The following is a 24,962-nucleotide window of genomic DNA, read 5'->3' as shown; positions in this document are numbered from 1 at the left end:
AGGTGCGCGGTGCGGCACACACCGGTCACGGCGACCTGGCTGCTCCTCACCCTGGGCGCGCTGAGCGGGGTCTACTGCCTGCTGCGGACGCGCGCCGGGTCCCGGGGGCAGCGCCGCGCGGCGGGCGGCGAGGCCCTGATGGGCTTCGGAACCGCGGCGATGGCGGTGCCCGCCGCGCTGGGCACGGTGCCCCGGGCCGCCTGGGCGGTCGGCGCGGCGGTGTTCGGCGCCACCGCGCTGCGGGCCCTGTGGGACGCGCGCAACGGGTCGGACGCGGCCCATCACCTGCACCACCTCGTGGGCGCGGGGGCGATGGCCTACATGGCGGTGGCGATGGCGGCACGGCCCGTCGGGCACGGACACGGCGGCGCCGGGATCCCCCTGCTGACCGGCGCGCTGTTCGGGTACTTCGCGGTGTACGTCCTGTGGGCGGGCGCCCGTCTGGTCCCCGTCACCGCCGTGACCCCCGCCGCGCCCGTCACCCCCGTCGCCGCCGTGGCCCCCGGGCCTGCGGGCCCCGTCCCGGACCCGGCGGACCGGGCGGACGGCGCGGGGACGGGGCGGAGCGGCTGGACCCACCGCCCGGAACTGACCCGGGCGTGCCGGATCGCGATGGGGCTGGCCATGTGCGTGATGCTGCCGACGCTCTGAGCCTCCGGCCGGAAGTCCGACGGACCTGTGGTCCGACGGGGCCGAGGTCCGGAGGGCCAGGGGGGCCGAGATCCGGTGGTCCGGAGGGCCGGGCCCCGGCCCCGGACGGGCGGCGTCGCGGTCGGCACCGCCTCACCGTCCGGCGGTGGCCTGACGGTCCGGCGTCACTTCAGGTGCCGGACGAAGAACCGGGCCGCGTCGTCCGCCGCGAACCGGCGGACGCCGGTGTGCCCGCCCATGGTGGCGTACAGGGTCTTCTCCTCGGATTCGAAGGCGTCGAACAGGTCCAGGGCGGCCCGTCGACCGTTCCCTCGCCGTCCCACCGCAGCAGGACGCGCGAACCGTCCGGCAGGGCCGCCGTACCGATGAGTTCACCGTCCGGGAACGGTCTGCCCGGCGACACGACCGTTCCCGACAGGAGTGCCATGTCCACCATCCAGCCAGTGATCCTGACCGCCGACCCGGACGTCCTGGCCGGCTTCTACACCAAGCTGTTCGGCGCCGAGGAGATCTTCCGGGTGCCGGAGGAAGGTCCGGCCTTCTACCTGGGCTTGCGCATCGGTGACACCGACCTCGGGCTGGTGGCCAGGACGGACCTGGGCACCGGGGCGGCGGCGCGGATGCTGCTCAGCGTCGGTGTCGAGGACGTCGACGAGACGCTCGGCCGCGTGGAGGCCCTGGGCGGCTCGGTCCACGGCGGCCCCGACGACATGCCGTGGGGACAGCGCGTCGCCCACGTCCGGGACCCCGACGGCAACCCGGTGAACCTGACCCAGCCGGTCCCGGCCCCGTCCGCTTGACGGAGGCGCGCCGCACCGCCGCGCGACCCGGCGAAACGTGTGCTGCGTCACTTTGCGGCGATCACCCGTACCACCGTGTCGCCGACCGCAAATAGGCTGGTGACCATGACGGTTCCCGTGGCACTGCTGCTGCTCGGCACCCTGCTCGCTGTTCTCGCCCCACGACTGCTCGCGCGCGCCGACTGGCCCGAACGCGAACCCGTCGTGGCGCTGTGGGCCTGGCAGTGCGTGGTCGCGGCGGTGCTGCTGTGCTGTGCGCTGTCGATGGCCCTGAGCGCGGCGGCGGCCTGGCAGGCGGTGCGCGGGCGGCTGTTCGCCCCGGCGCCGAGCGCGGTCGTCGACGCGTACGCGCTGGGCGCGGCCACCGGCCCCTGGGCCGCGACCACGGCGCTGCTGCTGGCCGGGGGCGGGGTGTGGACCGCCGCGATGCTGACCCGGGAGATCGTCCGCGCCCGGGCCTCCCGCCGCGCCAGCCGGGCCGCGCTGCGCGTCCGCGCCCCGCTGCTGCCGGGCGAGGAGACCGGCTCCGACCGGCTCGTCGTCCTGGAGGGCGAGCGGCCCGACGCCTGGTGGCTGCCCGGTCCGGCGCCCCGGCTCGTCATCACCACGGCCGCCCTGCGGCGGCTGGAGGGACGTCAGCTCGACGCCGTGCTCGCCCATGAGCAAGGTCATGCCCAGGCCCGGCACGACTGGCTGCTGCACTCCTCCTCGGCGCTCGCCAACGGCTTCCCCCAGGTCCCGGTCTTCGCCGCGTTCCGCGACGAGATGCACCGGCTGGTCGAGCTGGCGGCCGACGACGTCGCCTCGCGCCGCTTCGGTCGGCTGACGACCGCGCTGGCGCTGGTGGAACTGAACGAGGACCGGGGCGTGTTCGGTCCCGGCCGGACCCCGGACGGCCTCGTCCCGCAGCGGGTCAACCGGCTGCTCACCCCGCCCGGACGGCTCACCCCCGCCCGACGGCTGCGGCTGACCGCGGCCGCGGCCCTGGTGCCGGTGGTGCCGGTGCTGGTGGCCTTCGTCCCCGGGCTGCACGCCCTGCGCTGACCGCCGTCCGGCCGCACGCCCCGCGCTGAACCACCGTCCGGGGGGCGTCCACCGCCCGGACCGCCGTTCCGGCGCACCGGCCGCACCGCTCTCCCGCGCCCCGACCCCACCGTGACCGGCCGTCGCGAACCGGCCATCCGACCGGTGGGCGACCGGCCGATCACCTCCGGCCGTCCGGCGGATCCGGGGAGTTCCCTGGCCCCCTGCCGGGGTCTCCGGAAGGATCACCCCATGCAGACGGTGTCCCCCCTCTCCTCACCGAGCCCTCCGTCATCGGCCGGCTCGCGTGCCCCACGCGCCGCGCTGGTGCTGGCCGGTCTCTCCGCCCTGCTGCTCGCCCTGGTGGCGGCGCGCTGGGGTCCCCTGCTGGACGCCGACGCGTGGGTCTCCCGGACGACGCACCGCTGGGCCGTGGCCGACCCCGGCCTGACCCATGCCAACCGCGTCCTCAGCGACTGGTTCTGGGACCCGTGGACGATGCGTCTGCTGCTGGCGGTGGTGGTGGGGTGGCTGGTGTGGCACCGGGACCACCGGTTCGCCGGGTGGCTCGTCGGGGCCTGTGTCCTCGGGGTGGCACTCCAGCAGACGCTGAAGGCCGCCGTGGGACGGGACCGGCCCCGGTGGCCCGATCCCGTGGACTCGGCGCACTACGCCGCGTTCCCCTCCGGCCACGCCATGACCGCGACGGTGGTCTGCGGGCTGGTGCTCTGGACCCTGTACCGCCACGGGGCCGCCCGGCCGCTGCGCCGCGCGGCGCTGGCCGTCGCCGCGGTCTCGGTGCTGGGGGTGGGCCTGACCCGGATCTGGCTGGGCGTGCACTGGCCGTCCGACGTGGTGGAGGGCTGGCTGCTGGGCGCGCTGACCGTCGTGGTGGCCGTCGGCGCGTACGAGCGGCGCTACGGGAGCTCACAGCTCGGGGGGAGGGCCCACCGGCCGCGCTGACGGACGTCCTCCGCCCGGCGTCCCCGGCACGGGGTTCCCGGCTCGGGAGGGGAAAAGACCGCGGCCCGGGCGCTGGGCCCGGGCCGGATCGGTGCCGTCGTCCGCATGGGCGCTCCCCCGCTGCGCCCATGCGGACGGTAGCCCGGCAGGGGCCGACCAAGGCCCCGCCGACTCCGCTGAGTATATTGGCTGGGAGCCAGTCAACGCAGGAGTACAGGATGGCCCCCCGCAGCGCGGCAGTCAACGAGGAGTTGCGACGGCGTAGCCGTGAGCGGCTGCTGCGGGCGACCGTGGAGCTGGTGGCCGAGCGGGGCTACGAGGCCACGACGCTCTCCGACATCGCGGACCGGGCGGGCACCGCGCGGGGCCTGGTCTCCTACTACTTCCCCGGCAAGCGCCAGTTGCTCCAGTCCGCGGTGCACCGGCTGATGCGTCTGACCCTGGCCGAGGCGCTGGAGCGGGAGCCGCGCACGGACCGGGGCGACGAGCGGCTGGCCCGGGCCATCGACGCGGTGCTCGGTCTCGCCCGCGACCGGGCGGTCCTGATGCGTGCCCACATGGCGGGCATCCTCCAGGCCGAGGGGTTCGTCCGCTGCGAGGAACAGCAGCGGCTCGCCGAGCTGCTGCGCGAGACGGTCGTCCAGTACGGGTCCCCGGACCCGGACGCGGACTACCCGCTGCTGCGGGCGCTGCTGATGGGGTCGGTCTTCGCGGCCCTGCTGCCCGGTGCGCCGATGCCCTCGGAGGTGCTGCGGGCGGAGCTGTTCCGCCGCTACGGGCTGGCCTGGGAGATGGGGGAACCACCCGCCGGGGAGCCGCCGGGGGCGGTCGCGCGGGAGCGGGCGGAGGACTTCTCGGGGCTCTTCGGCGCGGGTCGCCCGCGACCGGACGCCGACGGGCGGTGAACCGGGACGGCCGGTGTCCGGCCCCGCCCCGGCGGGCGGGACCGGACACCGGCGCGGTGCCGGGGTCAGCCGGAGCGGATCAGTCGTCGTCCCACTCGTCGTCGTCCCGGTCGAAGTAGTCCGGCTGGGTCTGGACGTTCAGCTCGTGCTGCCGGACCCGCTCGGCGGGGTTGGTCCGGCGGTCGTCGAGCTTGAGGACGTCGAAGCCCTTGACCAGGTCGTTGGAGTAGATGTGGCCGTTGTAGTAGTACGCCGACCACGATCCGCCGCCGACCAGGGTGGTCGTGCTGATCGGACCGCGCTCGAAGTAGGCGATCTCCTTCGGCTTGGTGGAGTCGGTGAAGTCCCAGACGGAGACGCCGCCCTGGTACCACGCCTGGACCATCAGGTCCTTGCCGCGGACCGGGATGAGCGATCCGTTGTGGGCGACGCAGTTCTCGGTGTCGGCCTGGTGGCGGGGGATCTTGAAGTAGCTGCGGAACACCAGTTCGCGCTGGTCGCCGCGGCCCACGATGTCGTAGATGCCGTTGGCGCCGCGCTGGGAGCCGATCGCCGCGTTGCAGGTGGCGCCGCCGCCCCCGCCGAGCTCGTCGGTGAAGACGACCTTCTTGGTGTCCTGGTTGAAGGTCGCGGAGTGCCAGAAGGCGAAGTTGACGTTGTCCTGGACGACGTCGATGACCTTCGGGTTCTCCGGGTCCTTGATGGAGAAGAGGATGCCGTCGCCCATGCAGGCGCCCGCCGCGAGGTCCTTGGAGGGCAGCACGGTGATGTCGTGGCAGCCGGTCGTCTTGGAGACGCCCGGGTTGGTGGGTCCGCCCGGGTTGCCGCCGCCGTCGGGGCCGTCACCGGGGAAGAGCACCGGGAAGCCGATCAGCGCGGCCTTCTCGGGCGCCTTCTTGGGCACCTTGACGATCGAGATGCCGTCGTGCGGGGGCTGGCAGTCGGGGAACGCCGCGTTGGGGGCGTAGGAGGAGACGTAGACGTAGACGTTCTTGCGGTCCGGCACCAGCGTGTGGGTGTGCGACCCGCAGGCGGTCTCCACGGCGGAGACGTACTTGGGGTTGCTCTTGTCGCTGATGTCGAAGACCTTGATGCCCTCCCACGACTCCTTCACGGAGGCGGGCTGGGAGCGGCTGGAGCAGGAGTTGTCGCTGCGGGACGAGTCGGTCGACAGGAAGAGCAGGTTCCCGGAGACCGAGATGTCGTTCTGCGAACCCGGGCAGAGCACCTGGGAGACGGTCTTCGGCGCCTTCGGGTCGCTGATGTCGAAGATGCGGAAGCCGTCGTAGTTCCCGGCGAACGCGTACTTGCCCTGGAAGGCGAGGTCCGAGTTGGTGCCCGGGAGCGCGTCCTTGGGGATGTTCGCCAAGTGCTTGATGTTGTCCGAGTGGACGATCTCGTCCTGGCCGGGTATCTCGCCGTCGGCTATCGCGGCCCGGGTGTCCCGGACGTCACTCTGGGACACCCGTTCCGGGGTCAGCGGGACGTCACCGGGGTCGGGGATCGCCCCCGCAGGCGCGGCGGTGACGAGCGCGGCGAGCAGTCCGGCCGCCGCCGCGGCGACTCCCAGACGTCTGCGCCGTGTTCGGGGATCGTTTGACAGGGTCACTGTGTCCTCCCTCTTCGCCGTTCACGGTCGGAACGGTTCACGGACACCCGAAGTATCGTCTTCCTCATGCACATATCAATAGAGGGCAACATGATCGTCACAAAGGGTTCCGATCACTGGCCGTGAAAGGGTGCTAAGACGGACAACGGCACACCCGTCACTCCCGCTCCACCGTCCGGCGCCGACCTCCCGGGGTCGTCCGGACGCCCTTCCCCGCCCCCACGTCCCGTGCCCGGGCCCGCCGTTCCCTCGCTTCGCAGGAGGATGTCTTGTTCCGTCTCCCCCGCCCCACCCCCGCCGCCGCTCCCGGGGCCGACCGCCGTCCGGCGGCGGACCGCCGCGCCCGGCTCCGCCGGCCGTCCGCACCGGACCGGCCGGTTCGCGCCGGTGCCGTCGGCGCCGTGTCGCTCTGCGCGGCGCTGACGCTCGCACTGACCGGCTGCGAGTCGGCGGGTTCCGACGACGGGGGGAAGCGGCCCGCCTCGGGGCCGTCGGTGATCGCCCCGGGCGCGCCGGGCGAGGGGGCGGAGACCCTCTCGGCCGGGGAGGCCAGGAAGCGGGCGGTGGACGAGAAGCCGAACCCGGCCGACTTCACCTACGCCCGGATGATGATCCAGCACCATGGTCAGGCATTGGTGATGACCGAACTGGTGCCGAAGCGGGCCGGATCTGACCGGATCAAGCGCCTCGCCGCCCGGATAGCCGCCGCGCAGGGACCCGAGATCGGCGCCATGGAGGGCTGGCTGAAGACCAACGGGGGCGACAAGGAGCACTCGGGGAGCGGACACGACCACGGCGACATGCCGGGCATGGCCTCCGAGAGGCAGCTCGCGGCGTTGAAGGCGGCGAGGGGGAAGGCGTTCGACGAGCTGTTCCTGAAGCTGATGATCACGCACCACGAGGGGGCGGTGTCGATGGCCGTCGACGCGCTCTCGGAGGGCAATGACGTCCGGGTGGAGGAGATGGCCAACGACGTGCTCTCCCAGCAGACGGCCGAGATCGGCCGGATGAGCGCACTGCTCTGAGACATGCGCGGCGGTCGCTCCCGGAGGCCGGTGGCGACCGCCGACTCCCCTCCCCCTCAAGCGTTGTGACGTTCCGTCAGTCATTGAAGTGACGATGCGTCAGACCTCGGAACGGCGGGCCTCCTCCGCGTCCGCCGCGGCCAGGACCGACACGAGCAGCCCCGGGAAGAGCGCTTCGAGGTCCTCGCTCCGCAGCCCGCTGTACTTCGCGGTGCCCCGGTAGCACTGGTGGATGACGCCCGCCTCGCGCAGCACCCGGAAGTGGTGGGTGGCCGTGGACTTGCTGACCGGCATCGGGAAGTAGGAACACGGGAACTCGGCTCCGGAGCGGGCCAGTTCCCGCACGATCCGCAGACGCATCGGATCGGCGAGCGCGTGCAGCACGCCCTCCAGGTCGATCTCCTCGCGACTCGGGTGCGCGAGTCGGCGGCTGCTGACGGCTGCGGCGGTCACGGCGCCCCCCTCTCGTTTCGGCACGGCCCAGTCTACGGCGGGTAGTTCGAGGACCATCGAAGTTTGACAGTCACCGTACTACGAGGATTATCGTACTAGCCGTTCCGTCACCGGCTCCTCCCGGCCCACCGGGGGGAGCGGATCAGGGACACCCCTGCCCGGCTTCCGAAGGAGCCCCCGTGAGCGCGCTGTTCGAACCCCTCGCCCTGCGGTCGCTGACCGTCCCCAACCGGGTCTGGATGGCCCCCATGTGCCAGTACTCCGCCGCCCCCCAGGGGCCCGCCACCGGAGTGCCCGACGACTGGCACTTCGCCCACTACGCGGCACGCGCCACCGGCGGCACCGGACTGATCCTCACCGAGGCGACCTCGGTGAGCCCCGAGGGCCGCATCTCCCCCTACGACCTGGGGCTGTGGAACGACGCGCAGACCGAGGCGTTCCGCCGGATCACCCGGTTCCTCACCGAGCGGGGCACGGTCCCGGGGATCCAGCTCGCCCACGCCGGACGCAAGGCGTCGACGGACACCCCCTGGCGGGGCGGCTCCCCGATCGCCCCGGCGGCCGACGGCTGGCCCGTCGTGGGGCCGAGCGCGGTGCCCTTCGCCGACACCCACCCCGTGCCCCACGAACTCACGACCGCGGAGATCGCCTCCGTGGTCGAGCGGTTCGCGGACGCGGCCCGACGGGCACTGGCCGCGGGGTTCCGGGTCGCCGAGGTGCACGGCGCGCACGGCTATCTGATCGGCGAGTTCCTGTCCCCGCACTCCAACCACCGCACCGACGCCTACGGGGGGTCGTTCGAGGGCCGCACCCGCTTCGCGCTGGAGGTCACCGCCGCGGTCCGCGCGGTGTGGCCCGACGAACTGCCGCTGCTCTTCCGGATCTCCGCGACCGACTGGCTGGATGAGGGCGGCTGGACCGTCGACGACACGGTCCGGTTCGCCGGGCTGCTCCGGGAGCACGGGGTGGACCTGCTCGACGTCTCCTCGGGCGGCAACGCGTCCGGGGTCCGCGTCCCGACGGGCCCCGGGTACCAGGTGCCGTTCGCGTCCCGGGTACGGGCCGAGGCGGGGCTGGCGGTGGCGGCGGTCGGGCTGATCACCGAGGCCCGGCAGGCCGAGAAGATCGTCGCGAGCGGCGAGGCCGACGCGGTGCTGCTCGGCCGGGAACTGCTGCGCAACCCCTCGTGGGCCCAGCACGCGGCCCTGGAGCTGGGCGCCCGGGCCGTGGTGCCGGACCCGTATCTGCGCGCGTTCTGACGTCCCGGGCGGCCCGGCGTTAGCGTCGAAGGGTGAACGAGACCACCGACGGGCCGCCCGGGGCCCCTCCGCCGCCGCCCTCGCTGACCGCCGCCCTGGCCCGGGGGCCGCTGGTGCTGGACGGCGGGCTGTCGAACCAGCTGGAGGCGGGCGGCGAGCGGCTCGACGGGGACCTGTGGTCGGCGCGGCTGCTCATGGAGCGCCCGGAGGCGGTCGTCGCGGCCCATCGGGCGTACTTCGCGGCGGGCGCGGACGTGGCGGTCACCGCCAGTTACCAGGCGACGTTCCAGGGGTTCGCCCGGCACGGGACGGACCGGGCGGGGGCGGCGGAGCTGCTGCGGTCGAGCGTCGCCCTGGCCCGGGAGGCGGCGCGCGGGGTGCCCGGCGGAGGACCTCGCTGGGTGGCGGCCTCGGTGGGGCCCTACGGGGCGATGCTGGCGGACGGTTCGGAGTACCGGGGGCGCTACGGGCTGACGGTCGCGGAGCTGGAGCGGTTCCACCGGCCCCGGCTGGAGGTCCTCGCCTCGGCGGGGCCCGACGCGCTCGCCCTGGAGACGGTGCCCGACGTGGACGAGGCCCGGGCCCTGGTCCGCGCGGTCCGGGGGCTCGGGGTGCCCGTCTGGCTGTCGTACAACGTCAGCGGGGACCGCACCCGTGCCGGGCAGCCGCTCGCGGAGGCGTTCGCGGTGGCCGCCGGGGCGGACGAGGTGATCGCGGTGGGCGTGAACTGCTGCGACCCCGGGGACGCGGACCGGGCGGTGGCGCTGGCCGCGCGGATCACCGGCAAGCCGGTGGTGGTCTACCCCAACAGCGGGGAGCGCTGGGACGGGGCGCGAAGGGCGTGGACGGGTCCGGACCGGTTCGAGGCGGCGCGGGTGGACGGCTGGCTGGCGTCCGGGGCCCGGCTGGTGGGCGGCTGCTGCCGGGTGGGGCCGGGGGCCATCGCCGGGGTCGCGGCCAGGGTGGCCGCGACCCGCTCGCGCTGACGATCCGTCAACCGTCCGTTCCCTCAGCCTTTCTCACCGCTCGCGCCCTTCCCGTTCTTCCCGTTCTTCCCGTCCTTCCCGCCGCCGAGCAAGGCCAGTACCTCGGGCCAGCTCTCGGCCCGGGCCCGGTGGTCGGCGGCCCGGGTGCCGCCCATCGACAGCGACTCCTCCATCAGCGGGCTGCGGTACCGCAGCCCGGTGGCGCTGTAGGGGAAGGTGCCGACGCCGTGCCCGGCGCGGGGGTGGACCAGGGCCCGGTGCGGTTCCCCGGAGGCCCCGCGCCGCCCGCCGATGTCCCGGGCGGCGGACGCCGAGGGCCACAGCCCGTCGGCGCCGCCCGCGATCGCCAGGACGGTGCCGTGCACCCGGTGGAGGGGGATGGGCCGATGCCGGACCGGTTCGCCGCCCTTCGTCCAGGCCGGTGACTTCCCGTCGGGGAAGGAGGGGTGGGTGTCGGCGCTCGGGGCGTAGAGGACCACGTCGTCGACGAGCCGCGGATGGTGGTGGGCGAGCAGCTGCGCGGCCTCGCTGCCGCGCGAGTACCCGATGACGGAGACCCGGCCGGTCCCGGCGTCCGCCTCGCGGACCAGCAGCCGGGCGGCGGTGGCGAAGTACTCCAGCGCGATCCGCTTGAGGGTGTCGGGGCGCTCCGGGCAGCCGAAGTAGCACAAGGCGAGCACCGGGTGCCCCCGGGAGGCCAGCAGCGCGGCGGCGTGCTTGTCGCCGGGGCCGCCGCCGGAGCCGCCGAGGCTGAGCACCGGCGCCCGGCGCGGGGTGCCCTCCGGGGGCAGGTACAGCGAGCCGTTCACCCCGTCGGCGGTCACGGTCAGCGGCCGGTGGACGACGCCCTCGCGGGCCCAGACGCGGGTCAGGGTCCGGTCCGCGACGCTCTCGCCGTCCACCAGGACCGCCAGCCGGACGTCGTGCTCGGCCTGGTCCTCCGGCCACCGGGGGAGGAACCAGGACTCGTCCGCCGGTCCGTCCTCCGGGTTCATCGACCAGAGCAGGCCCATGCCGTCCGCGCCCCGGTAGGTCCCGGACTCCGGCGCGGCCCGGGTGAGGTCCACCGTGCCCGCGCGGTCCGCGGTGAAGGTCGCCTTCCCCCGCCACCAGGTGCCCGTGTGGTCCGTGGCCCGGGAGGTGACCGTGACCTCCTGGCCCGCGTCCAGGCCGGTCACCTCGATCCGTACCGGTTCGTCGGCGGGCGCCGTCGGCCTGTCGACCCCGATGCGCACCCCGCCGCCGTCCCCGTCGCCCGCGCCGCACCCGGTGGCGAGCAGCGTGGTGAGACCGGTGAGCAACGCGACCGTTCGTAACGCCCGTCGTGCCATGTCCGGACCCCCGTGTCCTCGTGATGGTTGCTTCCCGTCCGGTCAGCTTGGCGGAGGTGTCCGGAGGGACGCCAGGGGCCGGGTCCGGAAGCGTCCGGCGGCCCGGGGCTGCCGGAAGGGCGACCCGGGGCCCGGCCATCCGGCCGACGCGGTCCGGACGGTCCGTCTACGGGACCCGCCGCACGGGGGGTGCTCCGGAGGGAGGAGACGTCCGCCCCCGTGGGCCCGCGCGACGGGGGAACCGCCGGTGGAACGGGCTCCGGGGGGGGCGCACCCCGGCGATCGCAACGGCGAATCGTACACCCCTCCGAGGGGCGGGCGGGAACCGGTGCGCGCTGCACTCACCCGGCCCGGAGACCCGCCATGTGCACGCCGCAGTCGCCCCATAACACGGTGCGACAGAGCGCCACTTCAGCCACTTGGCTGAAAATCAACGTGACGAAAAACATCATGAAGTCTTCATTCCCTTTCGAAACCTGCACACGCTCCAGTCCGTTTCTCTAAGGGAGGGATAAAGAACCGACATCCCCTGTCATGGAAGGAGACCACCGTGGTCCCCGTATGCCCGTACTGCAAACGCGTGGAGTGCATCTGCCGGGCCCTCGGGGGCGTCGCGCCGGGGGAATCGCGTGGCCGTCCCGGAGAGAGGAACCGCTTCGCGCGGCGGTACCCTTCGAGCCGCGCGCGGGGACACCGCTCCGCGCGGTTCGCACCGCACACCTGAGCACCCGGGGGGCACGTCCGCGTGGCAGCACGACCCTTGCACGAGATCGTCGAGGCGGGGTGGGCCAAGGCCCTGGAACCCGTCGCCGACCAGGTCGCCCGCATGGGCGACTTCCTGCGCGCGGAGATCGCCGCGGGCCGCACCTATCTGCCCGCCGGACCGCACGTGCTGCGTGCCTTCCAGCAACCCTTCGACGAGGTACGGGTCCTGATCGTCGGTCAGGACCCGTACCCGACGCCCGGACACGCCGTGGGACTGTCGTTCTCGGTGGCCCCGGAGGTGCGCCCGCTGCCCGGCAGCCTGATCAACATCTACCGGGAGCTGACCAGCGACCTGGGCGTGCCCCCGCCCTCCAACGGGGACCTCACCCCCTGGACCGAGCAGGGGGTGCTGCTGCTCAACAAGTCCCTGACCACCGCCCCCCGCAAGCCCGGCGCCCACCGGGGCAAGGGCTGGGAGGCGGTGACCGAGCAGGCCATCCGGGCACTCGCCGCGCGCGGCCGCCCGCTGGTGTCCGTCCTGTGGGGCCGCGACGCCCGCAACGTCCGCCCCCTGCTGGGCGACCTGCCCTCGGTGGAGTCCGTCCACCCCTCACCGATGTCCGCCGACAACGGCTTCTTCGGCTCCCGGCCGTTCAGCCGCGCCAACGAGCTGCTCGTCCGCCAGGGCGCGCGGCCGGTCGACTGGCGGCTGCCGTGAGCGGCGGCGGACGGACCGGGTCCGTCGTCCTCGCCGTCGACTCCGGGGGCTCCGGACTGCGCGCGGTCCTGGCGGTCGGCGGACGCCCGCTCTCCGACCCCCTCACCTCGGGCGCCCCGGTGCGCACCGGGTCCCGGGGCATCGACGCCGGACACTTCCTGGAGCTGCTGCTCCCGGTGGCCCGGCGGCTGCTGGCGGACGCCGGGGTGGACCGCCTCGCGGCGGCGGCCGTGGGCGCCGCCGGGTTCTCCACCCTCGGCGACGATCTGCACGCCACGCTCCCCGGCGCCTTCGGCCGCGAGCTGGGCGTCCCCCGGCTCGCCCTGGCCTGCGACGCGGTCACCGCGTACGCGGGCGCCCTCGGCACCCGGCCCGGGGTGGTCGTCGCCGGGGGCACCGGCATGATCGCGACCGGGACCGACCTCACCCGCTGGCGCCGGGCCGACGGCTGGGGCCATCTGCTGGGCGACAGCGGCGGCGGCGCCTGGATCGGCCGGGCCGGGCTCGACGCCGCGATGCGCGCCCACGACGGCAGGCGCGGCGGTTCGGCGGCCCTGCTCGCCCGCGCCGAGAAGCTGTTCGGAGCGCCCCGGGAGCTGCCCGGCCGGATCTACCCGCGCACCGACCGGCCCGCCGTGCTGGCCTCCTTCGCCCCCTCGGTGGCCGCCTGCGCCGCCGGGGAGGACGGCGCCCCGGACCCGGTGGCCCGGGAGATCCTGGAGCGCGCCGCCGCGCACGTCGTCGAGACGGCCGTCGCGGTCGCGCCCCGCTCCGGGGAGTTCGAGGTGGCGTTCACCGGCGGGCTGTTCAAGATGGGCGACCCGCTGCTGGTGCCGCTCACGGCCGAGCTGGAGCGCTGGCTGCCGGGCGCCCGCCGGACCGCAGCCGACGGCGATCCGCTGCTCGGCTCGGTACGGATCGCCACCGGACTGGCGGCGGGCGACCCCGGACTGCCCACCGCGGAGCACATGCTGTCGGTACGGACCGGATTGTCGCCAGTGGACTGAACGCTCCGGTTCGTCCCCCCGTTCGGGGACACATCCTTCCAGTGAATCAGATGAACGAGATCAATCGGACAAAATCTGATAGATGCCGCTCAGCTGCCCCCTCCCCGAACCGGGAGGGGGGCAAAGCCAGTAGCATGCGGCGCCATGAGCACCCCCACTGGGCCAGCCAACGACCTGCCCGTACGCATGCCGCGCCCCCGCCAGTCCGGACGTCACCGCCGACCCGAACCCGCGGTGGCCCCCGACGGAGCGCCCGCGCTCGTGCTGGCCGTCCCGGGCACGCCCAGTGGATCCGTCCGGGCCCTCGCCGACGAGGTCGTGAGCATCGCCCGCTCCGAACTCCCCGGCCTCGACGCCCGCATCGGTTACCTCGACGGGAACGACGAGTTCCCCGCCCTCTCCTCGGTCCTCGCGCGCACCGCGCGGGAGCGGACGGCCCGCTACGAGCAGGCCCGCGCGGCCGGTTCCGACGCGGTGGAGCCCGACGGGCCCGTCGCCGTCGTGGTGCCGCTGCTCGCGGGCACCGACGGCAGCCTGCTGCGGGAGATCCGCCAGGCCGTCATCGAGAGCAAGGTGGCCGCCGAGCTGACGGACGTCCTCGGGCCGCACCCGCTGCTCGCCGAGGCGCTGCACGTACGGCTCTCCGAGGCGGGCCTGGCCCGCGCCGACCGGGCCCGGCTGTTCACCGTGGCCACCGCCGCCGACGGCATCGTCATCGCCTCGGTGGGCGGCGAGGAGGCCGTCCAGGCCGCCGGGATCACCGGAATGCTGCTGGCCGCGCGGCTCGCGGTGCCGGTGATGGCCGCCGCCCTCGACAAGGAGGGCTCCCTCGCCGGGGTCGCCGAGCAGCTGCGCGCCTCCGGTTCCGCGCAGTTGGCGCTCGCGCCGTACCTGATCGGCCCGGAGATCGACCCGAGCCTGCTGGAGGCCGCCGCGAAGGAGGCGGGGTGCGCCGTCTCGGAGCCGCTCGGCGCCTACCCGGCCATCGGCAAGCTGGTGCTCTCCAAGTACGCCGCCGCGCTCGGCATCCCGCTCACCGGAGCGGGCGCCCAGCAGCACTGACGGAACACCAGGAGGCCCTTTCCGCCCGTACGGGCGGAAAGGGCCTCCTGGGTTCTTCACGGGCCGGTACGAGGGCGGAACGGGCCGGGGCACGGGCCGCCAGGACCGGGACGACGCCCGGCACGGGTGCCGGGAGGGACGACCCGGGCGCGGGCGCGGGTACGAGGGGGGGTGCCCCGGACGCGGGCGCTAGTACGACGGGGAGGGGTGCCCCGGGCGCGGGCGTGGGTGCCCGGGAGCGGGCGACGTGGGGCGCGGGCGGCGGGCGAGAGGCGACGCGGGCGTCAGGAGAGGACGACGCAGGACGCGGCGGGGGCCGCCACGGAACCCGCCCGCCCGGGCAGACCCGTCGCCGGGTCGACGTCGAACCAGGTCACGTCCCCCGAGCGCTCGTTGGCCGCGTAGAGGCGGCGGCCCGACGCGTCGGCCTTCAGATCGCGGGGCCAGCGGCCGCCGCAGGGGACGGCGGCGAGCGGCCGGGGCGACGCCGGGTCCTCGTCGAGGGCCAGGACCGCGATGACGTCCGCGCCCCGGACCGCCACCCACAGGAACCGTCCGCCGGGGTCGACGGCCACCGCGGACGGATAGGCGTCGCCCTCGGGCGCCTCGGCCAGCAGGGCCGTCTCGCGGAGCGGCCGCAGGGCACCCCGGTCCGCGTCCCAGCGTCCGACGGTCACCGTCGGGACCAGCTCGTTCACCACGTACACGTGCACACCGTCGGGGTGGAAGACCAGGTGCCGGGGTCCGCTGCCGGGGCGCAGCGCGACCTCGTCGTGGAGCCGGGGCTCCCCGCTCCCGGTCAGCCCGACGACGCGGACCGAGTCCGTCCCGAGGTCCACGCTCACCGCCCAGCGCCCGCCGGGGGCGGGCACCACCTGGTGGGCGTGCGGGGCGCTCTGGCGCTGCGGGTGGGGGCCCGAGCCCTCGTGGACGAGGACGCCCGAGGGCCCGGCGGCGAGGCCGCCGTCCGGGCGCACGGGCACCGCGCTGACGCTGCCGGAGCCGTAGTTGGCGGTGAGCAGATGGCCCGCGTGGAGGGCGAGGTGGGTGGGCCCGTCGCCGCCCACCGGGACGGGCCCGCCCAGCGGCGCGGGGCGCTCACCGGTGACGTCGAACGCGGCGACCGTGCCCGGGGTCGCCTCGCTCACCGCGTAGAGCACCGCCGCGTCCGGGGAGAGCGCGAGGTACGAGGGGTCGGCGACCGCGTCGGTGGCGCCGAGGAGGGCGAGGGCGCCGGTGGCCGGATCCACGGACGCCGCGACGACGCCCGGCCCCCCGGCCGCCGTGAACGATCCGATGTACGCCCGCCCCGTTACCCCGTGCCCCGTGCTCACCGCTGTCCCCTCTCGCCGCCCGATTGCTGCGCCGACGGTAGCATCGGTCTAGACCAAGTCCGGGGCGTGGCCCCCGCGCGCCGCCGTCCGGGGGGCCGGACGGTGGACGAACGCCGGGGTGCGGGGGGTGTCGTCGTAGGTCCGGTGGAAGACCGGGGTGGCGCTGCCGGAGATCGGCGGCACGATCCACGACCAGTCGGCGCCCACCGCCCGGCCCTGGCGCTCCTCGCGGTCGAGGTGGGTGAGGAACCGCCGGGACTCGGTGTGGTGGTCGGTGACGGTGACGCCCGCCCGGTCGAAGGAGTGCAGGACCGCCACGTTCAGCTCGACCAGGGCCCGGTCCTTCCACAGGGTGCGGTCGCTGGAGGTGTCGAGTCCGAGGCGCCGCGCGATCTCGGGGAGCAGGTCGTACCGGTCGGTGTCGGCCAGGTTGCGGGCGCCGATCTCGGTGCCCATGTACCAGCCGTTGAACGGGGCGGCCGGATAGCGCACGCCGCCGATCTCCAGGTCCATCGCGGAGACGGCGGGCACGGCGTGCCAGCGCAGCCCCAGTTCCGCGAACCAGGGGAGAGCGGGGTGCCGGAGCGCCACCTCCCGGACGGCGTCGGCGGGCAGCGGAAGCCAGCGGGACGTCCCGTCGTCGCCCCGGACGGCCAGCGGCAGCACGTCGAAGGCGGTTCCGGGGCCGCCGGGCCAGCCGAGCCGCCGGACGAGGTCGGTGAGGGCCGTGTTGGCCGGATCGCCGAGCACGCTCCCGTCCGGGCGGCGGTACCCCGCGTACCGGATGAGCTGGTCGTTCCAGATCCGGGGGCCGGGGCGGCCGGGACGGTCGGGGGCGAAGACGGTGATCACCGGCCGGATGCGTCCGTCGTGGTGCGCCTCGCGCAGGTGCTCCACACAGGCGTCGGCGACCTCGGCGGCCGACCCGAGGTGACGGCGGTCGCGGATCCGCAGGGAGCGCCAGTACAGCCTGCCGATGCAGCGGTTGGCGTTGCGCCAGGCGACCCTGGCGCCGTGGACGAGTTCCGGCCCGGTGTGCCGGTACGTTCCGGTCCGCGCGATCTCGGCGTGCGCGGCGGCGATCCGGGACCCGGGGTCGCCGAGTCCTTCCTCCTGGTGATGGAGGGTGATGAACTCGGCCGCCGCGCGCCGCAGTTCGCCCGTCCGACCGTCGTCCGGGTCCACCGGCGCGGCCGGGGCCGGGACGCGGGGCGGCGCGGGGTGCAGGACGGGGCAGCTGCCCGCCGTGGTCGTGGTGGAGTCCGCCGTGATCGTGGTCGCGGTGCGGTACGGGAGGTTCTGCATGCACATCCTCGGCCGCTCCGCGCCGTCTGCTGCGGCCCTCGGGCGGCGTGCGTCGTCGTTGCGGCCCCGGGGTGTTCCCCGACGGCCTCGGTCCGCCGCTGACGGCGGACCGCGGGCGGTTTCGGTGCGCGCGGCCGCCTTCGGAGTGTGACGGACGCAAACCGGAGCGTATCCGCGCCGGGGCGGAGGCGCGCGCCGTCCCGGGAGGGCAAGGGGGCGTGCGAAGAAGTCAGGGGGGCGCGTGGCTGATTTTCGCGCGCCCTTGATGCCCACCCTCCGGCCGCCCCTCCCCGGCGGAGCCGCGCGGACCGGGGGACCCGGCGGACACCGGAGGACGCCGGCAGGGCGCCGCCGGGCGGGGAGGGGCCGGGCGGAGACGCGGAAGGAGCAGGGGAAGCGCCGGACGGAAGGGGGTGCGGGAGGGCGGCGAAGGCACCGGAGCGGCGGGAGGGAGCCGGGAGGCCGCCGAGCGGTCCGGACGGCGCGGGGCCGGACACCCACGGCGGGCGTGGTGAACCGGGTGCGCGAGGGGAATGTCGAAGAATCGACGGTCCCGACTTCCTTGCGTACCGAACCTCTTGACGGTTGGTCTGGACCAACCTACGGTATGGGCGCACCTCCCCCACACCCCCACACGGGCCCGTCCCCCACCGGGCTCCCCCCACTCCACCCCACCCCCCGTCACCCCCCACGACACCCCCATCCCCCCGTCTCGCACCCCCTCTTGCCCGCCCACCCCCACACACCGCCACTCCCCCCGCACGCACCACTCGACCCCACGCGCCACACCTGCTCCGCCCTCCTCCCTCATCGTTCCGCGTACGTCTCGGGTTCCCCCACCCGGGACGCGGCGCGCGCCCACCGCGCGCCGCGTCCCGCTGACCACCGCCGCGGCACGCCGACCCCCCACGTGGGCGCGTCCCGGTTCGAAGGGAGCACACAGCATGTTCCGCAGCATCGGCCGGAGGGTCCGGCTGTTCGGCATCGGGCTCGCCCTGGCGAGCGCCGCCCCCCTGCTCGTGGCCGCCGCGCCCGGTTCCCCCAAGGCGGCGCCCGCCGCCCCGGAGGCCGCCGCGACCAGCACCTGCGCGGTGAAGTCGAAGCCCACGGGGAAGGTGCTCCAGGGGTACTGGGAGAACTGGGACGGGGCCGTCAACGGCGTCCACCCCCCGCTGGGCTGGATCCCGATCAACGACAGCCGGATCGGCCAGCACGGCTACAACGTCCTCAACGCGGCCTTCCCCGTGATCCGTTCGGACGGAACGGTCCTGTGGGAGAACGGCATGGACAGCACCGTGAAGGTGCCCACGCCCGAGGAGATGTGCGCGGCGAAGGCGTCGGGCCAGACCATCCTGATGTCCATCGGCGGAGCCGCGGCCGGGATCGACCTCAGCTCCAGCGCGGTCGCCGACCGGTTCGTGGCCACGATCGTCCCGATCCTCAAGAAGTACAACTTCGACGGCATCGACATCGACATCGAGACCGGCCTGGTGGGCAGCGGCAACATCAACACCCTGTCCGCCTCCCAGGCCAACCTGATCCGGATCATCGACGGCGTCCTCGCCCAGATGCCGTCCAACTTCGGCCTCACCATGGCCCCCGAGACCGCGTACGTGACCGGCGGGAGCATCGTCTACGGCTCCATCTGGGGCTCCTACCTGCCCATCATCAAGAAGTACGCGGACAACGGCCGTCTGTGGTGGCTGAACATGCAGTACTACAACGGCAGCATGTACGGCTGCTCCTGGGACTCGTACAACGCCGGGACCGTCCAGGGCTTCGTCGCGCAGACCGACTGCCTGGACCGTGGGCTGGTCATCCAGGGCACCACGATCAGGGTGCCCTACGACAAGCAGGTGCCCGGACTCCCGGCCCAGCAGGGCGCGGGCGGCGGCTACATGTCACCGTCCCTGGTGGCCCAGGCGTGGAACCACTACGGCGGCCGCCTCAAGGGTCTGATGACCTGGTCGCTGAACTGGGACGGCTCCCGCAACTGGACCTTCGGCGACAACGTGAAGGCGCTGCAAGGACGCTGACACCCCCTCAGATCTCTCCGGGCCGACGTCGTGGGCGGCCCGGGGAAACGGGCGGGTCCCCGGACCGTGGAAGCGGCCACGGTCCGGGGGCCCGCCCACCCCTTTGCCCACCCTTCGCGCTCCCCCTCCGTCGGCCCCGCCCCCCACCGGGCGGGGCCGACGCTTCGTCGGGGGCTCCCGGGCACACCCGACCGACCGGGTCGGATCTGCTGATTTCCCATCAACAACCTTTCTTTTTTTAAGTTTTGAGGGGGGATCAGTAATGGTCTAGACCTTGACGGGAGATCGTTCGGGGCGCTTGGCTGTGCACACACCCGTTACGGCGTGCCCAGACCTCTAATCGGCCAACTGGGCTGATCTGGCGCGCCTGTTGACGTGCGAAAGGGAAGTTCGTGCTCAGAAAAAGCCTGAAGACGTTCATGGTCGGCCTCGCCGCCGCGGGCTCGCTCGCCGCGATCATGATCGCGCCCGCCGCCACGGCGAACGCCTCGACCCCCGCGGACGAGTGCGCCGCGGCGCCGTCCTGGTCCGCCGGGGCCAACTACCGGACCGGCGACATCGTCAAGTACACCGACGGAAGCGTGTACATCGCCGAGCGTGACAACCCCGGTTACAACCCGGTGGTGAGCAGCTACTACTGGGACCCGTACACCTGCGGCGGCAACGGGAACCCGAACCACAACAGCTTCGTGGTGAGCGAGGCGCAGTTCGACCAGATGTTCCCGCGCCGGAACCCGTTCTACACCTACAAGGGCCTGACGGACGCCATGAAGGCGTTCCCGAAGTTCTCCCACACCGGCACGGACACCCAGCGCAAGCAGGAGGCCGCGGCCTTCCTCGCGAACATCAGCCACGAGAGCGGTGGCCTGTTCTACATCAAGGAGATCGACGAGCGGAACTACCCGCACTACTGTGACCGGACCCAGTCCTACGGCTGCCCGGCCGGACAGGCGGCGTACTACGGCCGTGGTCCGATCCAGCTGAGCTGGAACTTCAACTACAAGGCGGCGGGCGACTACCTGGGCATCGACCTGCTCAACGACCCGTTCGAGGTGGAGCGGAACCCGGCCGTCGCGATGATGACCGCCCTGTGGTACTGGAACACCCAGGACGGCCCCGGCCCGGTCACCGGCCACGACGCGATGGTGAGCGGCGCGGGCTTCGCCCAGTCGATCCGCTCGATCAACGGTTTCCTCGAGTGCGACGGCGGCAACCCCGCCCAGGTCGAGAGCCGGGTGCGGCGCTACAAGCAGTTCACCCAGATCCTGGGCGTGCCCACCGGTGGCAACCTCTACTGCTGAGGCACCGGCCTCCGGGCCGGACCGGAGCGCGCCGCGGTCAACCCCGGCGCGTGAGGTGAGGTGAAGGACGAGGGGCCGGGGGTACGCATCACCCCCGGCCCCTCGCGCGTCACCATCGTACGCGGGGTGGCGTCCGGCCCCGGCACGGGGACCGGACGCCACCCCGCGTACGGCGGTCAGGTCCCGGGCTTGCGGCCGTAGACGAAGACGTCGTCGCCGCTGCGCAGCAGGGACCAGTACTTCTTGGCGTCGGCCTTGCGCATGTTGACGCAGCCGCGCGACCCCGGCGGGCTCCACATGCTGACGCTCGCGGAGTGGAACGCCTGGCCGCCGTCGAAGAACTGGGCGTACGGCATCGGCACGTCGTAGAGGGTCGAGTGGTGGTCGATGTTCCGCCAGCCGATCCGCTTCAGTCCGGTACGGGTCTCGTCGCCGTCCCGACCGGTACGGACCGGTACGGGACCGAACGTGAGCCGGCTGCCGTCCTGGATCCAGCTGATCTGGAGGGTGAGGTCCACACAGGCGACGCGCCCCCGGTTGACGGGACAGCGTCCGTCCCGGTTGGGCCGGTCGCCCACGGCCTTCTGCTTGGTCTTCAAGCTCATGACGCCCCAGGTCACCTCGCCCGCGTAGCCGGCGGTCGGGGTGATGCCGTGGTCGCGCTGGAACTTCTGGATCGCCTTGCAGTCGGCGGCCGACTGCCTGCCGTCCACCGGGCGCCCCAGGTACTTCTCCACCTGCTTCTGGTACGGCCCGGTCTGGGTGGTGCAGGCCGCCGCGCTCGCCGGAGCCGTTCCCAGCGCCAGGGTCAGCGGCGCCACCATCGCGGCGATCGCCAGCCCGACGCCCCACCGCTTGCGCGTGTCCCCCATGTGAACCCCATCCCCTTCTCCGCGCGCGGTGTTCCGCGCGTCGGGCCCTGTGCCGCCCGCCGCCACGGGGTGGTGTGAGCGGCCGTCCACGGCATCCCGTTCCGTTCGGTTCCGCCCTGCTAGACAGGCCGCCCGGGCCGCTGGTTGTACACGATCCTCACTTGTCACGCGGTACGGACTTCCGTCACCGGAACGGGACATTCGACCGGCCGCGGACCCACCTCCGACAGCTCACCCCGAAGCCTGCTGGGCAAGGCCCGACGCACACAAGTCCGTTGTGAGCCCATTACCGGCCGTTGACAATCACTTCACCATGAACTTAGGTATGCCTTACCTAACTCGAACGGGTGCGCCGCTCACAGCGCGCCCCCGTTCCACGTGCTCAGAAAGGTGCTCACAGGATGAGTGCTGTGCCGTCCCCCCGTACCGCCGTCCGCACCGGCCTCGCCGTGGCCTCCGCCGTCGCGCTGACCCTCGGCCTCGCCTCCTCCGCCTCGGCGGCCACCGGAAGCCGCACGATCGTCGACGGATCCACCACCTACAACCTGTCCATCAGCGGCCCGAACACCGCCCCGGCCACGGGTGCCAACGTCACCGTCACGGGCACCGGCTTCAACTCCTGGCAGGGCGTCTACGTCGGACTGTGCGCGGTGAACGGCGCGCAGGGCGCCAACAAGCCGACCCCGTGTCTCGGCGGCAAGGACGAGTCCGGCACCACCGGCGCCTCGTACTGGGTGTCCAACTTCGGCGGCGGCCTCCTCCCGAACAGCTCCACCTTCGGCACCGGGGGCAGCTTCTCGGCCACCATCCACGTCAAGGCCGATCTCGGCGGCGGCAACGTCTGCGGCGACACCGTCGACTGCGCGATCGTGACCCGCGCGGACCACACCGACTCCAACGACCGCAAGTACGACGTCCACATCCCGGTCACCTTCTCCTGACCCCTCCGGCGGGCGGGCCCCGGCACCCCGTGCCGGGACCCGCCCGCCCGGCGCGTTTCCGCAGCTCCCGTACGACGAGGAAGCCATGACAGACACCCCCGCACACGACCGTCCGCGCCCCAGGCGCCGGACCGTGGCCCTGGTCCCGCTGACCGCGCTCGGCCCGGCGGCGGCGCTCGCGGTCGCGATCGGCACCGGCGGCCCGGTGCTCGCCGCCGCCGACACCCCGGGCACCGGAACGGGGGCCGGTGGCCAGGAACTGACGGTGTCGCAGACCAGGGACCTGGACCCCACCGACCAGAAGATCCGGGTCACCGGACGGAACTACGACCAGACCAAGGGCGTCTACGTCGCCCTCTGCAAGGACAACGGCCCGGGCCGCACCCCGTCGCCCTGCGCGGGCGGCGCCGACATGACCGGGGGTGCCAAGACCTCGGCGTGGATCGTGCCGCCGGGCGACCGGTACGAGGGCGAACTCGCCAAGGCGTACGGCAGCGGCGGCACCTTCGACGTGGAGCTGAAGGTCACGTCCGCCTCGGCGGGCCTCGACTGCGCGGCGGTCGCCTGCTCGGTGGTGACCCGGGTGGACCACCGCGGCGCGGGCGACCGCTCCCAGGACGTGCGCGTCCCCGTCGCCTTCGCCTCCGGTCCCCCGCCGGGCGGCATCGGGGTGGACGTTCCCGAGGGCACGGTGACGTACCGCCTGGACGCGCAGTTCACCACGGCGGGCAAACCGCTGGACGTGCTGGTGCACCCGGACTCCGGGAAGCTGTACGTCGGCGCGGACAACCTCCCCGATACGGCCGACATCGACGAGCGGGGACTGTACGTCCTCGACCCGGCGGACGGTTCGGTGCTCTCGCACGTCAGCCAGGCGCCGGGCCCGACGGGCGCCCCGCGCGCCTCCGCCGTCGCCCGGTTCGTGGCACCGCTGGCCGGGGACGGGGTCCGGTTCCAGTACCCGCTGCGCGGCATCGGCAGCGCCGAACCGGGCGACACCACGGCCCAAGGGGTGTGGCTCACCGGGTCGACCGTCACCGACGTGGGTCCGGGTACCTCCTCGGCCTCGGCCGTGCTGGTCGCCCAGGGTTCCAAGCTCACCGAGATCGACTCCGCCACGGGCGCCGCGCTGCGCGAGCTGACCCTGGACGGCGGCAACCGGTTCGCCGTGGACACCACCCGCCGCACGGTGTGGTTCGCGGACCTCGGCGGCGGCAAGCTGTACCGGGTGGACGCCGATACGTTGACGGTCCGTCAGACCATCGAGGTCCCGGCCGTCGCGGGCGGCACCACCGGCTTCGTGGAGGTCGACCCGGAGAGCGGTGACGTGTGGCTGGGCTCGGGCGGCACCGTCCTGGTGTTCGGCCCCGACGGACGGCCCGCGAAGACGATCACCGGACCGGACCGGGCCGTCGCGGTGGCCTTCGACGCCGCCACCGACCGGGCGTTCCTGGTCCGTCAGGACGGCGGCGACCTCTCCGAACCGGGCAACGACAACAACGGCTCGCTCACCGCGTACGCCACGGAGGACTACGCACCGGTCACCGAACCGGTGTCGCTGCCCGGCAACCACGGCCAGCTCGGCGCGGCGGCCGTCGCCGTGGCCCCCGGTGGCGCGACCGTGTACGTGACGCACCCCGCCGAGGGCAAGGTCCTCGCCCTGGTGCGGCGGATGTCGCCGAAGGTCACCGAGTCGCCGGTGGACGTCCGGGCGAAGCCCGGCGAGACGGTGCGGCTGACGGCGAAGGCCGAGGGGGCCCCCGAGCCCACGGTGGGCTGGCAGGTCAGCACGGACGAGGGGACGACCTGGCGTCCGGTGCCGGACTCCGCGACCACGACCCTGACGTTCCCCGCGGAGACGTCCCAGGTGCCCCGGCGCTACCGGGCCGAGTTCACCAACGCCGCCGGGACCACCCGGACCCGTCCGGTGACGGTGACCGTCACCGAGGAGTCCCCGGCGACCGGCGGCACCACGTCGGGGACCACGTCCGGCACGACCTCGGGTACGACCTCAGGGACCACGTCCGGCACTACTTCGGGCACCACCTCAGGGACGACGTCCGGGACGACCTCGGGCACCACGTCCGGGACCGCCGACGGCGGGACGACGTCCGGGACCACTGGCGGCGGCGCGGACGGAGGGTCCACCGACGGAGGAACCGACAGCGGCGGGACCGGTGGCGGAACGACGGGCAGCGGGTCCACCGGCGGCGACGGCGGCGGTTCCAGCAGCGGCGGTACGACCTCGGGCGACGGCTCGGCGGCCGGAGGGTCCTCGACGGCCGGAGGCTCGGTGGGCGGCGGCTCCACCGGCGGGACGGGTGACACGGGCGGCTCGGTCGGCGGTTCCGGTGGCGCGGTCGGCGGTGGGGGTGACGGCGGGGCGCTCGCGTCGACCGGTGCGACGGTGGCGTCCACCACGGCCCTGGCCGCGACCCTGGCCGCCGTCGGCGCGGTGCTCGTCCGACGCCGTCGCGGCGGTCGGAACGGCCGCCCCGACGGCACGGCGACCGTCACCGGAGCGGGTCCGGCCGCGCGCTGACCGGGCGGTACGCGCCGACCGGCATGGCGGCGCGCGGGGGCGTGACGACAGGTGGGCGCGGCGGTGGGGCGGTGGGGCGCGGGCAGAGGTCGCGGAAGCGCCGGAAGCGCCCCGTCCCGTCCCGTCCGCCGTCG

21 protein-coding genes and 1 pseudogene are annotated in these 24,962 nt (G+C 74.1%); 15 read left to right on the top strand and 7 right to left on the bottom strand.

Annotated elements, in window-relative coordinates:
• Positions 1 to 9: 9 nt before the first annotated feature.
• Positions 10 to 651 (top strand): DUF5134 domain-containing protein, encoded by a 642-nt coding sequence (locus ACVWNX_RS30820; RefSeq protein ID WP_454411469.1) that lies wholly within the window; start codon positions 10 to 12, stop codon positions 649 to 651.
• A 164-nt stretch (positions 652 to 815) separates the two neighbouring features.
• Here the strand turns inward: ACVWNX_RS30820 and ACVWNX_RS30815 are convergent.
• A pseudogene (locus tag ACVWNX_RS30815) lies at positions 816 to 985 on the bottom strand (alpha/beta hydrolase); the annotation flags it as partial.
• A 91-nt stretch (positions 986 to 1,076) separates the two neighbouring features.
• Between ACVWNX_RS30815 and ACVWNX_RS30810 the strand changes: the two are divergent.
• The 4 genes from ACVWNX_RS30810 to ACVWNX_RS30795 all read left to right on the top strand — a co-directional run bounded on the left by ACVWNX_RS30810 (position 1,077) and on the right by ACVWNX_RS30795 (position 4,342).
• Positions 1,077 to 1,451: a VOC family protein gene (locus ACVWNX_RS30810; protein WP_454411468.1), complete on the top strand. Its 375-nt coding sequence runs from the start codon at positions 1,077 to 1,079 to the stop codon at positions 1,449 to 1,451.
• Positions 1,452 to 1,556: 105 nt separating this feature from the next.
• The gene (locus tag ACVWNX_RS30805; protein WP_454411467.1) at positions 1,557 to 2,495 is read left to right on the top strand and encodes a M56 family metallopeptidase; all 939 of its coding nucleotides are present in this window, start codon (positions 1,557 to 1,559) and stop codon (positions 2,493 to 2,495) included.
• A gap of 231 nt (positions 2,496 to 2,726) precedes the next feature.
• Positions 2,727 to 3,437, top strand: a complete 711-nt coding sequence (locus tag ACVWNX_RS30800) for a phosphatase PAP2 family protein (RefSeq protein ID WP_454411466.1) — start codon at positions 2,727 to 2,729, stop codon at positions 3,435 to 3,437.
• Positions 3,438 to 3,655: 218 nt separating this feature from the next.
• Positions 3,656 to 4,342 (top strand): TetR/AcrR family transcriptional regulator, encoded by a 687-nt coding sequence (locus tag ACVWNX_RS30795; protein ID WP_454411465.1) that lies wholly within the window; start codon positions 3,656 to 3,658, stop codon positions 4,340 to 4,342.
• Between the two features lie 79 nt (positions 4,343 to 4,421).
• Here the strand turns inward: ACVWNX_RS30795 and ACVWNX_RS30790 are convergent, their stop codons facing one another.
• Positions 4,422 to 5,951, bottom strand: a complete 1,530-nt coding sequence (locus ACVWNX_RS30790; protein ID WP_454411464.1) for an LVIVD repeat-containing protein — start codon at positions 5,949 to 5,951, stop codon at positions 4,422 to 4,424.
• Positions 5,952 to 6,352: 401 nt separating this feature from the next.
• Between ACVWNX_RS30790 and ACVWNX_RS30785 the strand changes: the two genes are divergently transcribed.
• On the top strand, positions 6,353 to 6,976 hold the full coding sequence (locus tag ACVWNX_RS30785) for a DUF305 domain-containing protein (protein WP_454415003.1): 624 nt from the start codon (positions 6,353 to 6,355) through the stop codon (positions 6,974 to 6,976).
• A gap of 99 nt (positions 6,977 to 7,075) precedes the next feature.
• Here the strand turns inward: ACVWNX_RS30785 and ACVWNX_RS30780 are convergent, their stop codons facing one another.
• Positions 7,076 to 7,429 carry an ArsR/SmtB family transcription factor gene (locus ACVWNX_RS30780; protein WP_454411463.1) on the bottom strand — a complete coding sequence of 118 codons (354 nt, stop codon included), beginning with the start codon at positions 7,427 to 7,429 and terminating at the stop codon, positions 7,076 to 7,078.
• Between the two features lie 179 nt (positions 7,430 to 7,608).
• Between ACVWNX_RS30780 and ACVWNX_RS30775 the strand changes: the two genes are divergently transcribed.
• Entirely contained in the window at positions 7,609 to 8,688 is a 1,080-nt protein-coding gene (locus ACVWNX_RS30775; RefSeq protein ID WP_454411462.1) for an NADH:flavin oxidoreductase/NADH oxidase, read from the top strand.
• A 32-nt stretch (positions 8,689 to 8,720) separates the two neighbouring features.
• Entirely contained in the window at positions 8,721 to 9,674 is a 954-nt protein-coding gene (gene mmuM, locus ACVWNX_RS30770) for a homocysteine S-methyltransferase (RefSeq protein WP_454411461.1), read from the top strand.
• Positions 9,675 to 9,697: 23 nt separating this feature from the next.
• Here the strand turns inward: mmuM and ACVWNX_RS30765 are convergent, their stop codons facing one another.
• Positions 9,698 to 10,975 (bottom strand): acyl-CoA thioesterase/bile acid-CoA:amino acid N-acyltransferase family protein, encoded by a 1,278-nt coding sequence (locus tag ACVWNX_RS30765; RefSeq protein ID WP_454411460.1) that lies wholly within the window; start codon positions 10,973 to 10,975, stop codon positions 9,698 to 9,700.
• Positions 10,976 to 11,750: 775 nt separating this feature from the next.
• Here ACVWNX_RS30765 and ACVWNX_RS30760 point away from each other — a divergent pair.
• The 3 genes from ACVWNX_RS30760 (at position 11,751) to ACVWNX_RS30750 (ending at position 14,497) form a co-directional block, all read left to right on the top strand.
• Positions 11,751 to 12,428: a uracil-DNA glycosylase gene (locus tag ACVWNX_RS30760; protein ID WP_454411459.1), complete on the top strand. Its 678-nt coding sequence runs from the start codon at positions 11,751 to 11,753 to the stop codon at positions 12,426 to 12,428.
• Entirely contained in the window at positions 12,425 to 13,435 is a 1,011-nt protein-coding gene (locus ACVWNX_RS30755) for an N-acetylglucosamine kinase (RefSeq protein WP_454411458.1), read from the top strand. Before ACVWNX_RS30760 ends, ACVWNX_RS30755 begins: the two co-directional genes overlap by 4 nt.
• A gap of 144 nt (positions 13,436 to 13,579) precedes the next feature.
• Positions 13,580 to 14,497: a sirohydrochlorin chelatase gene (locus ACVWNX_RS30750; protein WP_454411457.1), complete on the top strand. Its 918-nt coding sequence runs from the start codon at positions 13,580 to 13,582 to the stop codon at positions 14,495 to 14,497.
• 284 nt (positions 14,498 to 14,781) lie between these two features.
• Here ACVWNX_RS30750 and ACVWNX_RS30745 read toward each other — a convergent pair whose 3' ends face one another.
• Both ACVWNX_RS30745 and ACVWNX_RS30740 read right to left on the bottom strand, forming a co-directional pair.
• Positions 14,782 to 15,831, bottom strand: a complete 1,050-nt coding sequence (locus ACVWNX_RS30745) for a lactonase family protein (protein ID WP_454411456.1) — start codon at positions 15,829 to 15,831, stop codon at positions 14,782 to 14,784.
• Between the two features lie 48 nt (positions 15,832 to 15,879).
• Positions 15,880 to 17,136, bottom strand: a complete 1,257-nt coding sequence (locus tag ACVWNX_RS30740; protein ID WP_454411455.1) for a nitric oxide synthase oxygenase — start codon at positions 17,134 to 17,136, stop codon at positions 15,880 to 15,882.
• A 956-nt stretch (positions 17,137 to 18,092) separates the two neighbouring features.
• Here ACVWNX_RS30740 and ACVWNX_RS30735 point away from each other — a divergent pair.
• The gene (locus ACVWNX_RS30735; protein ID WP_454415002.1) at positions 18,093 to 19,172 is read left to right on the top strand and encodes a chitinase; all 1,080 of its coding nucleotides are present in this window, start codon (positions 18,093 to 18,095) and stop codon (positions 19,170 to 19,172) included.
• A 392-nt stretch (positions 19,173 to 19,564) separates the two neighbouring features.
• Entirely contained in the window at positions 19,565 to 20,473 is a 909-nt protein-coding gene (locus tag ACVWNX_RS30730; RefSeq protein WP_454411454.1) for a glycoside hydrolase family 19 protein, read from the top strand.
• 176 nt (positions 20,474 to 20,649) lie between these two features.
• Here ACVWNX_RS30730 and ACVWNX_RS30725 read toward each other — a convergent pair whose 3' ends face one another.
• A complete protein-coding gene (locus ACVWNX_RS30725; RefSeq protein ID WP_454411453.1) occupies positions 20,650 to 21,345 on the bottom strand; it encodes a L,D-transpeptidase family protein in 696 nt (231 codons plus the stop codon).
• Between the two features lie 401 nt (positions 21,346 to 21,746).
• Between ACVWNX_RS30725 and ACVWNX_RS30720 the strand changes: the two genes are divergently transcribed.
• Together ACVWNX_RS30720 and ACVWNX_RS30715 are read left to right on the top strand one after the other, a co-directional pair.
• Positions 21,747 to 22,286, top strand: coding sequence for a hypothetical protein (locus ACVWNX_RS30720; protein WP_454411452.1), 540 nt, complete (start codon positions 21,747 to 21,749; stop codon positions 22,284 to 22,286).
• A gap of 85 nt (positions 22,287 to 22,371) precedes the next feature.
• Entirely contained in the window at positions 22,372 to 24,828 is a 2,457-nt protein-coding gene (locus ACVWNX_RS30715) for a hypothetical protein (RefSeq protein WP_454411451.1), read from the top strand.
• The last annotated feature ends 134 nt before the right edge of the window (positions 24,829 to 24,962 follow it).

Source organism: Streptomyces sp. JNUCC 64 (assembly GCF_054484115.1).
The sequence above is the reverse complement of the archived record's forward strand: the minus strand, read 5'-3'. Positions and strand labels throughout refer to the sequence as shown.

Coding starts and splice junctions, on each gene's coding strand:
- ACVWNX_RS30810 (WP_454411468.1), top strand. CDS start 1,077: ATGTCCACCATCCAGCCAGTGATCCTGACCGCCGACCCGGACGTCCTG.
- ACVWNX_RS30795 (WP_454411465.1), top strand. CDS start 3,656: ATGGCCCCCCGCAGCGCGGCAGTCAACGAGGAGTTGCGACGGCGTAGC.
- ACVWNX_RS30715 (WP_454411451.1), top strand. CDS start 22,372: ATGACAGACACCCCCGCACACGACCGTCCGCGCCCCAGGCGCCGGACC.
- ACVWNX_RS30725 (WP_454411453.1), bottom strand. CDS start 21,345: ATGGGGGACACGCGCAAGCGGTGGGGCGTCGGGCTGGCGATCGCCGCG.
- ACVWNX_RS30750 (WP_454411457.1), top strand. CDS start 13,580: ATGAGCACCCCCACTGGGCCAGCCAACGACCTGCCCGTACGCATGCCG.
- ACVWNX_RS30805 (WP_454411467.1), top strand. CDS start 1,557: ATGACGGTTCCCGTGGCACTGCTGCTGCTCGGCACCCTGCTCGCTGTT.
- ACVWNX_RS30720 (WP_454411452.1), top strand. CDS start 21,747: ATGAGTGCTGTGCCGTCCCCCCGTACCGCCGTCCGCACCGGCCTCGCC.
- ACVWNX_RS30740 (WP_454411455.1), bottom strand. CDS start 17,136: ATGCAGAACCTCCCGTACCGCACCGCGACCACGATCACGGCGGACTCC.
- ACVWNX_RS30800 (WP_454411466.1), top strand. CDS start 2,727: ATGCAGACGGTGTCCCCCCTCTCCTCACCGAGCCCTCCGTCATCGGCC.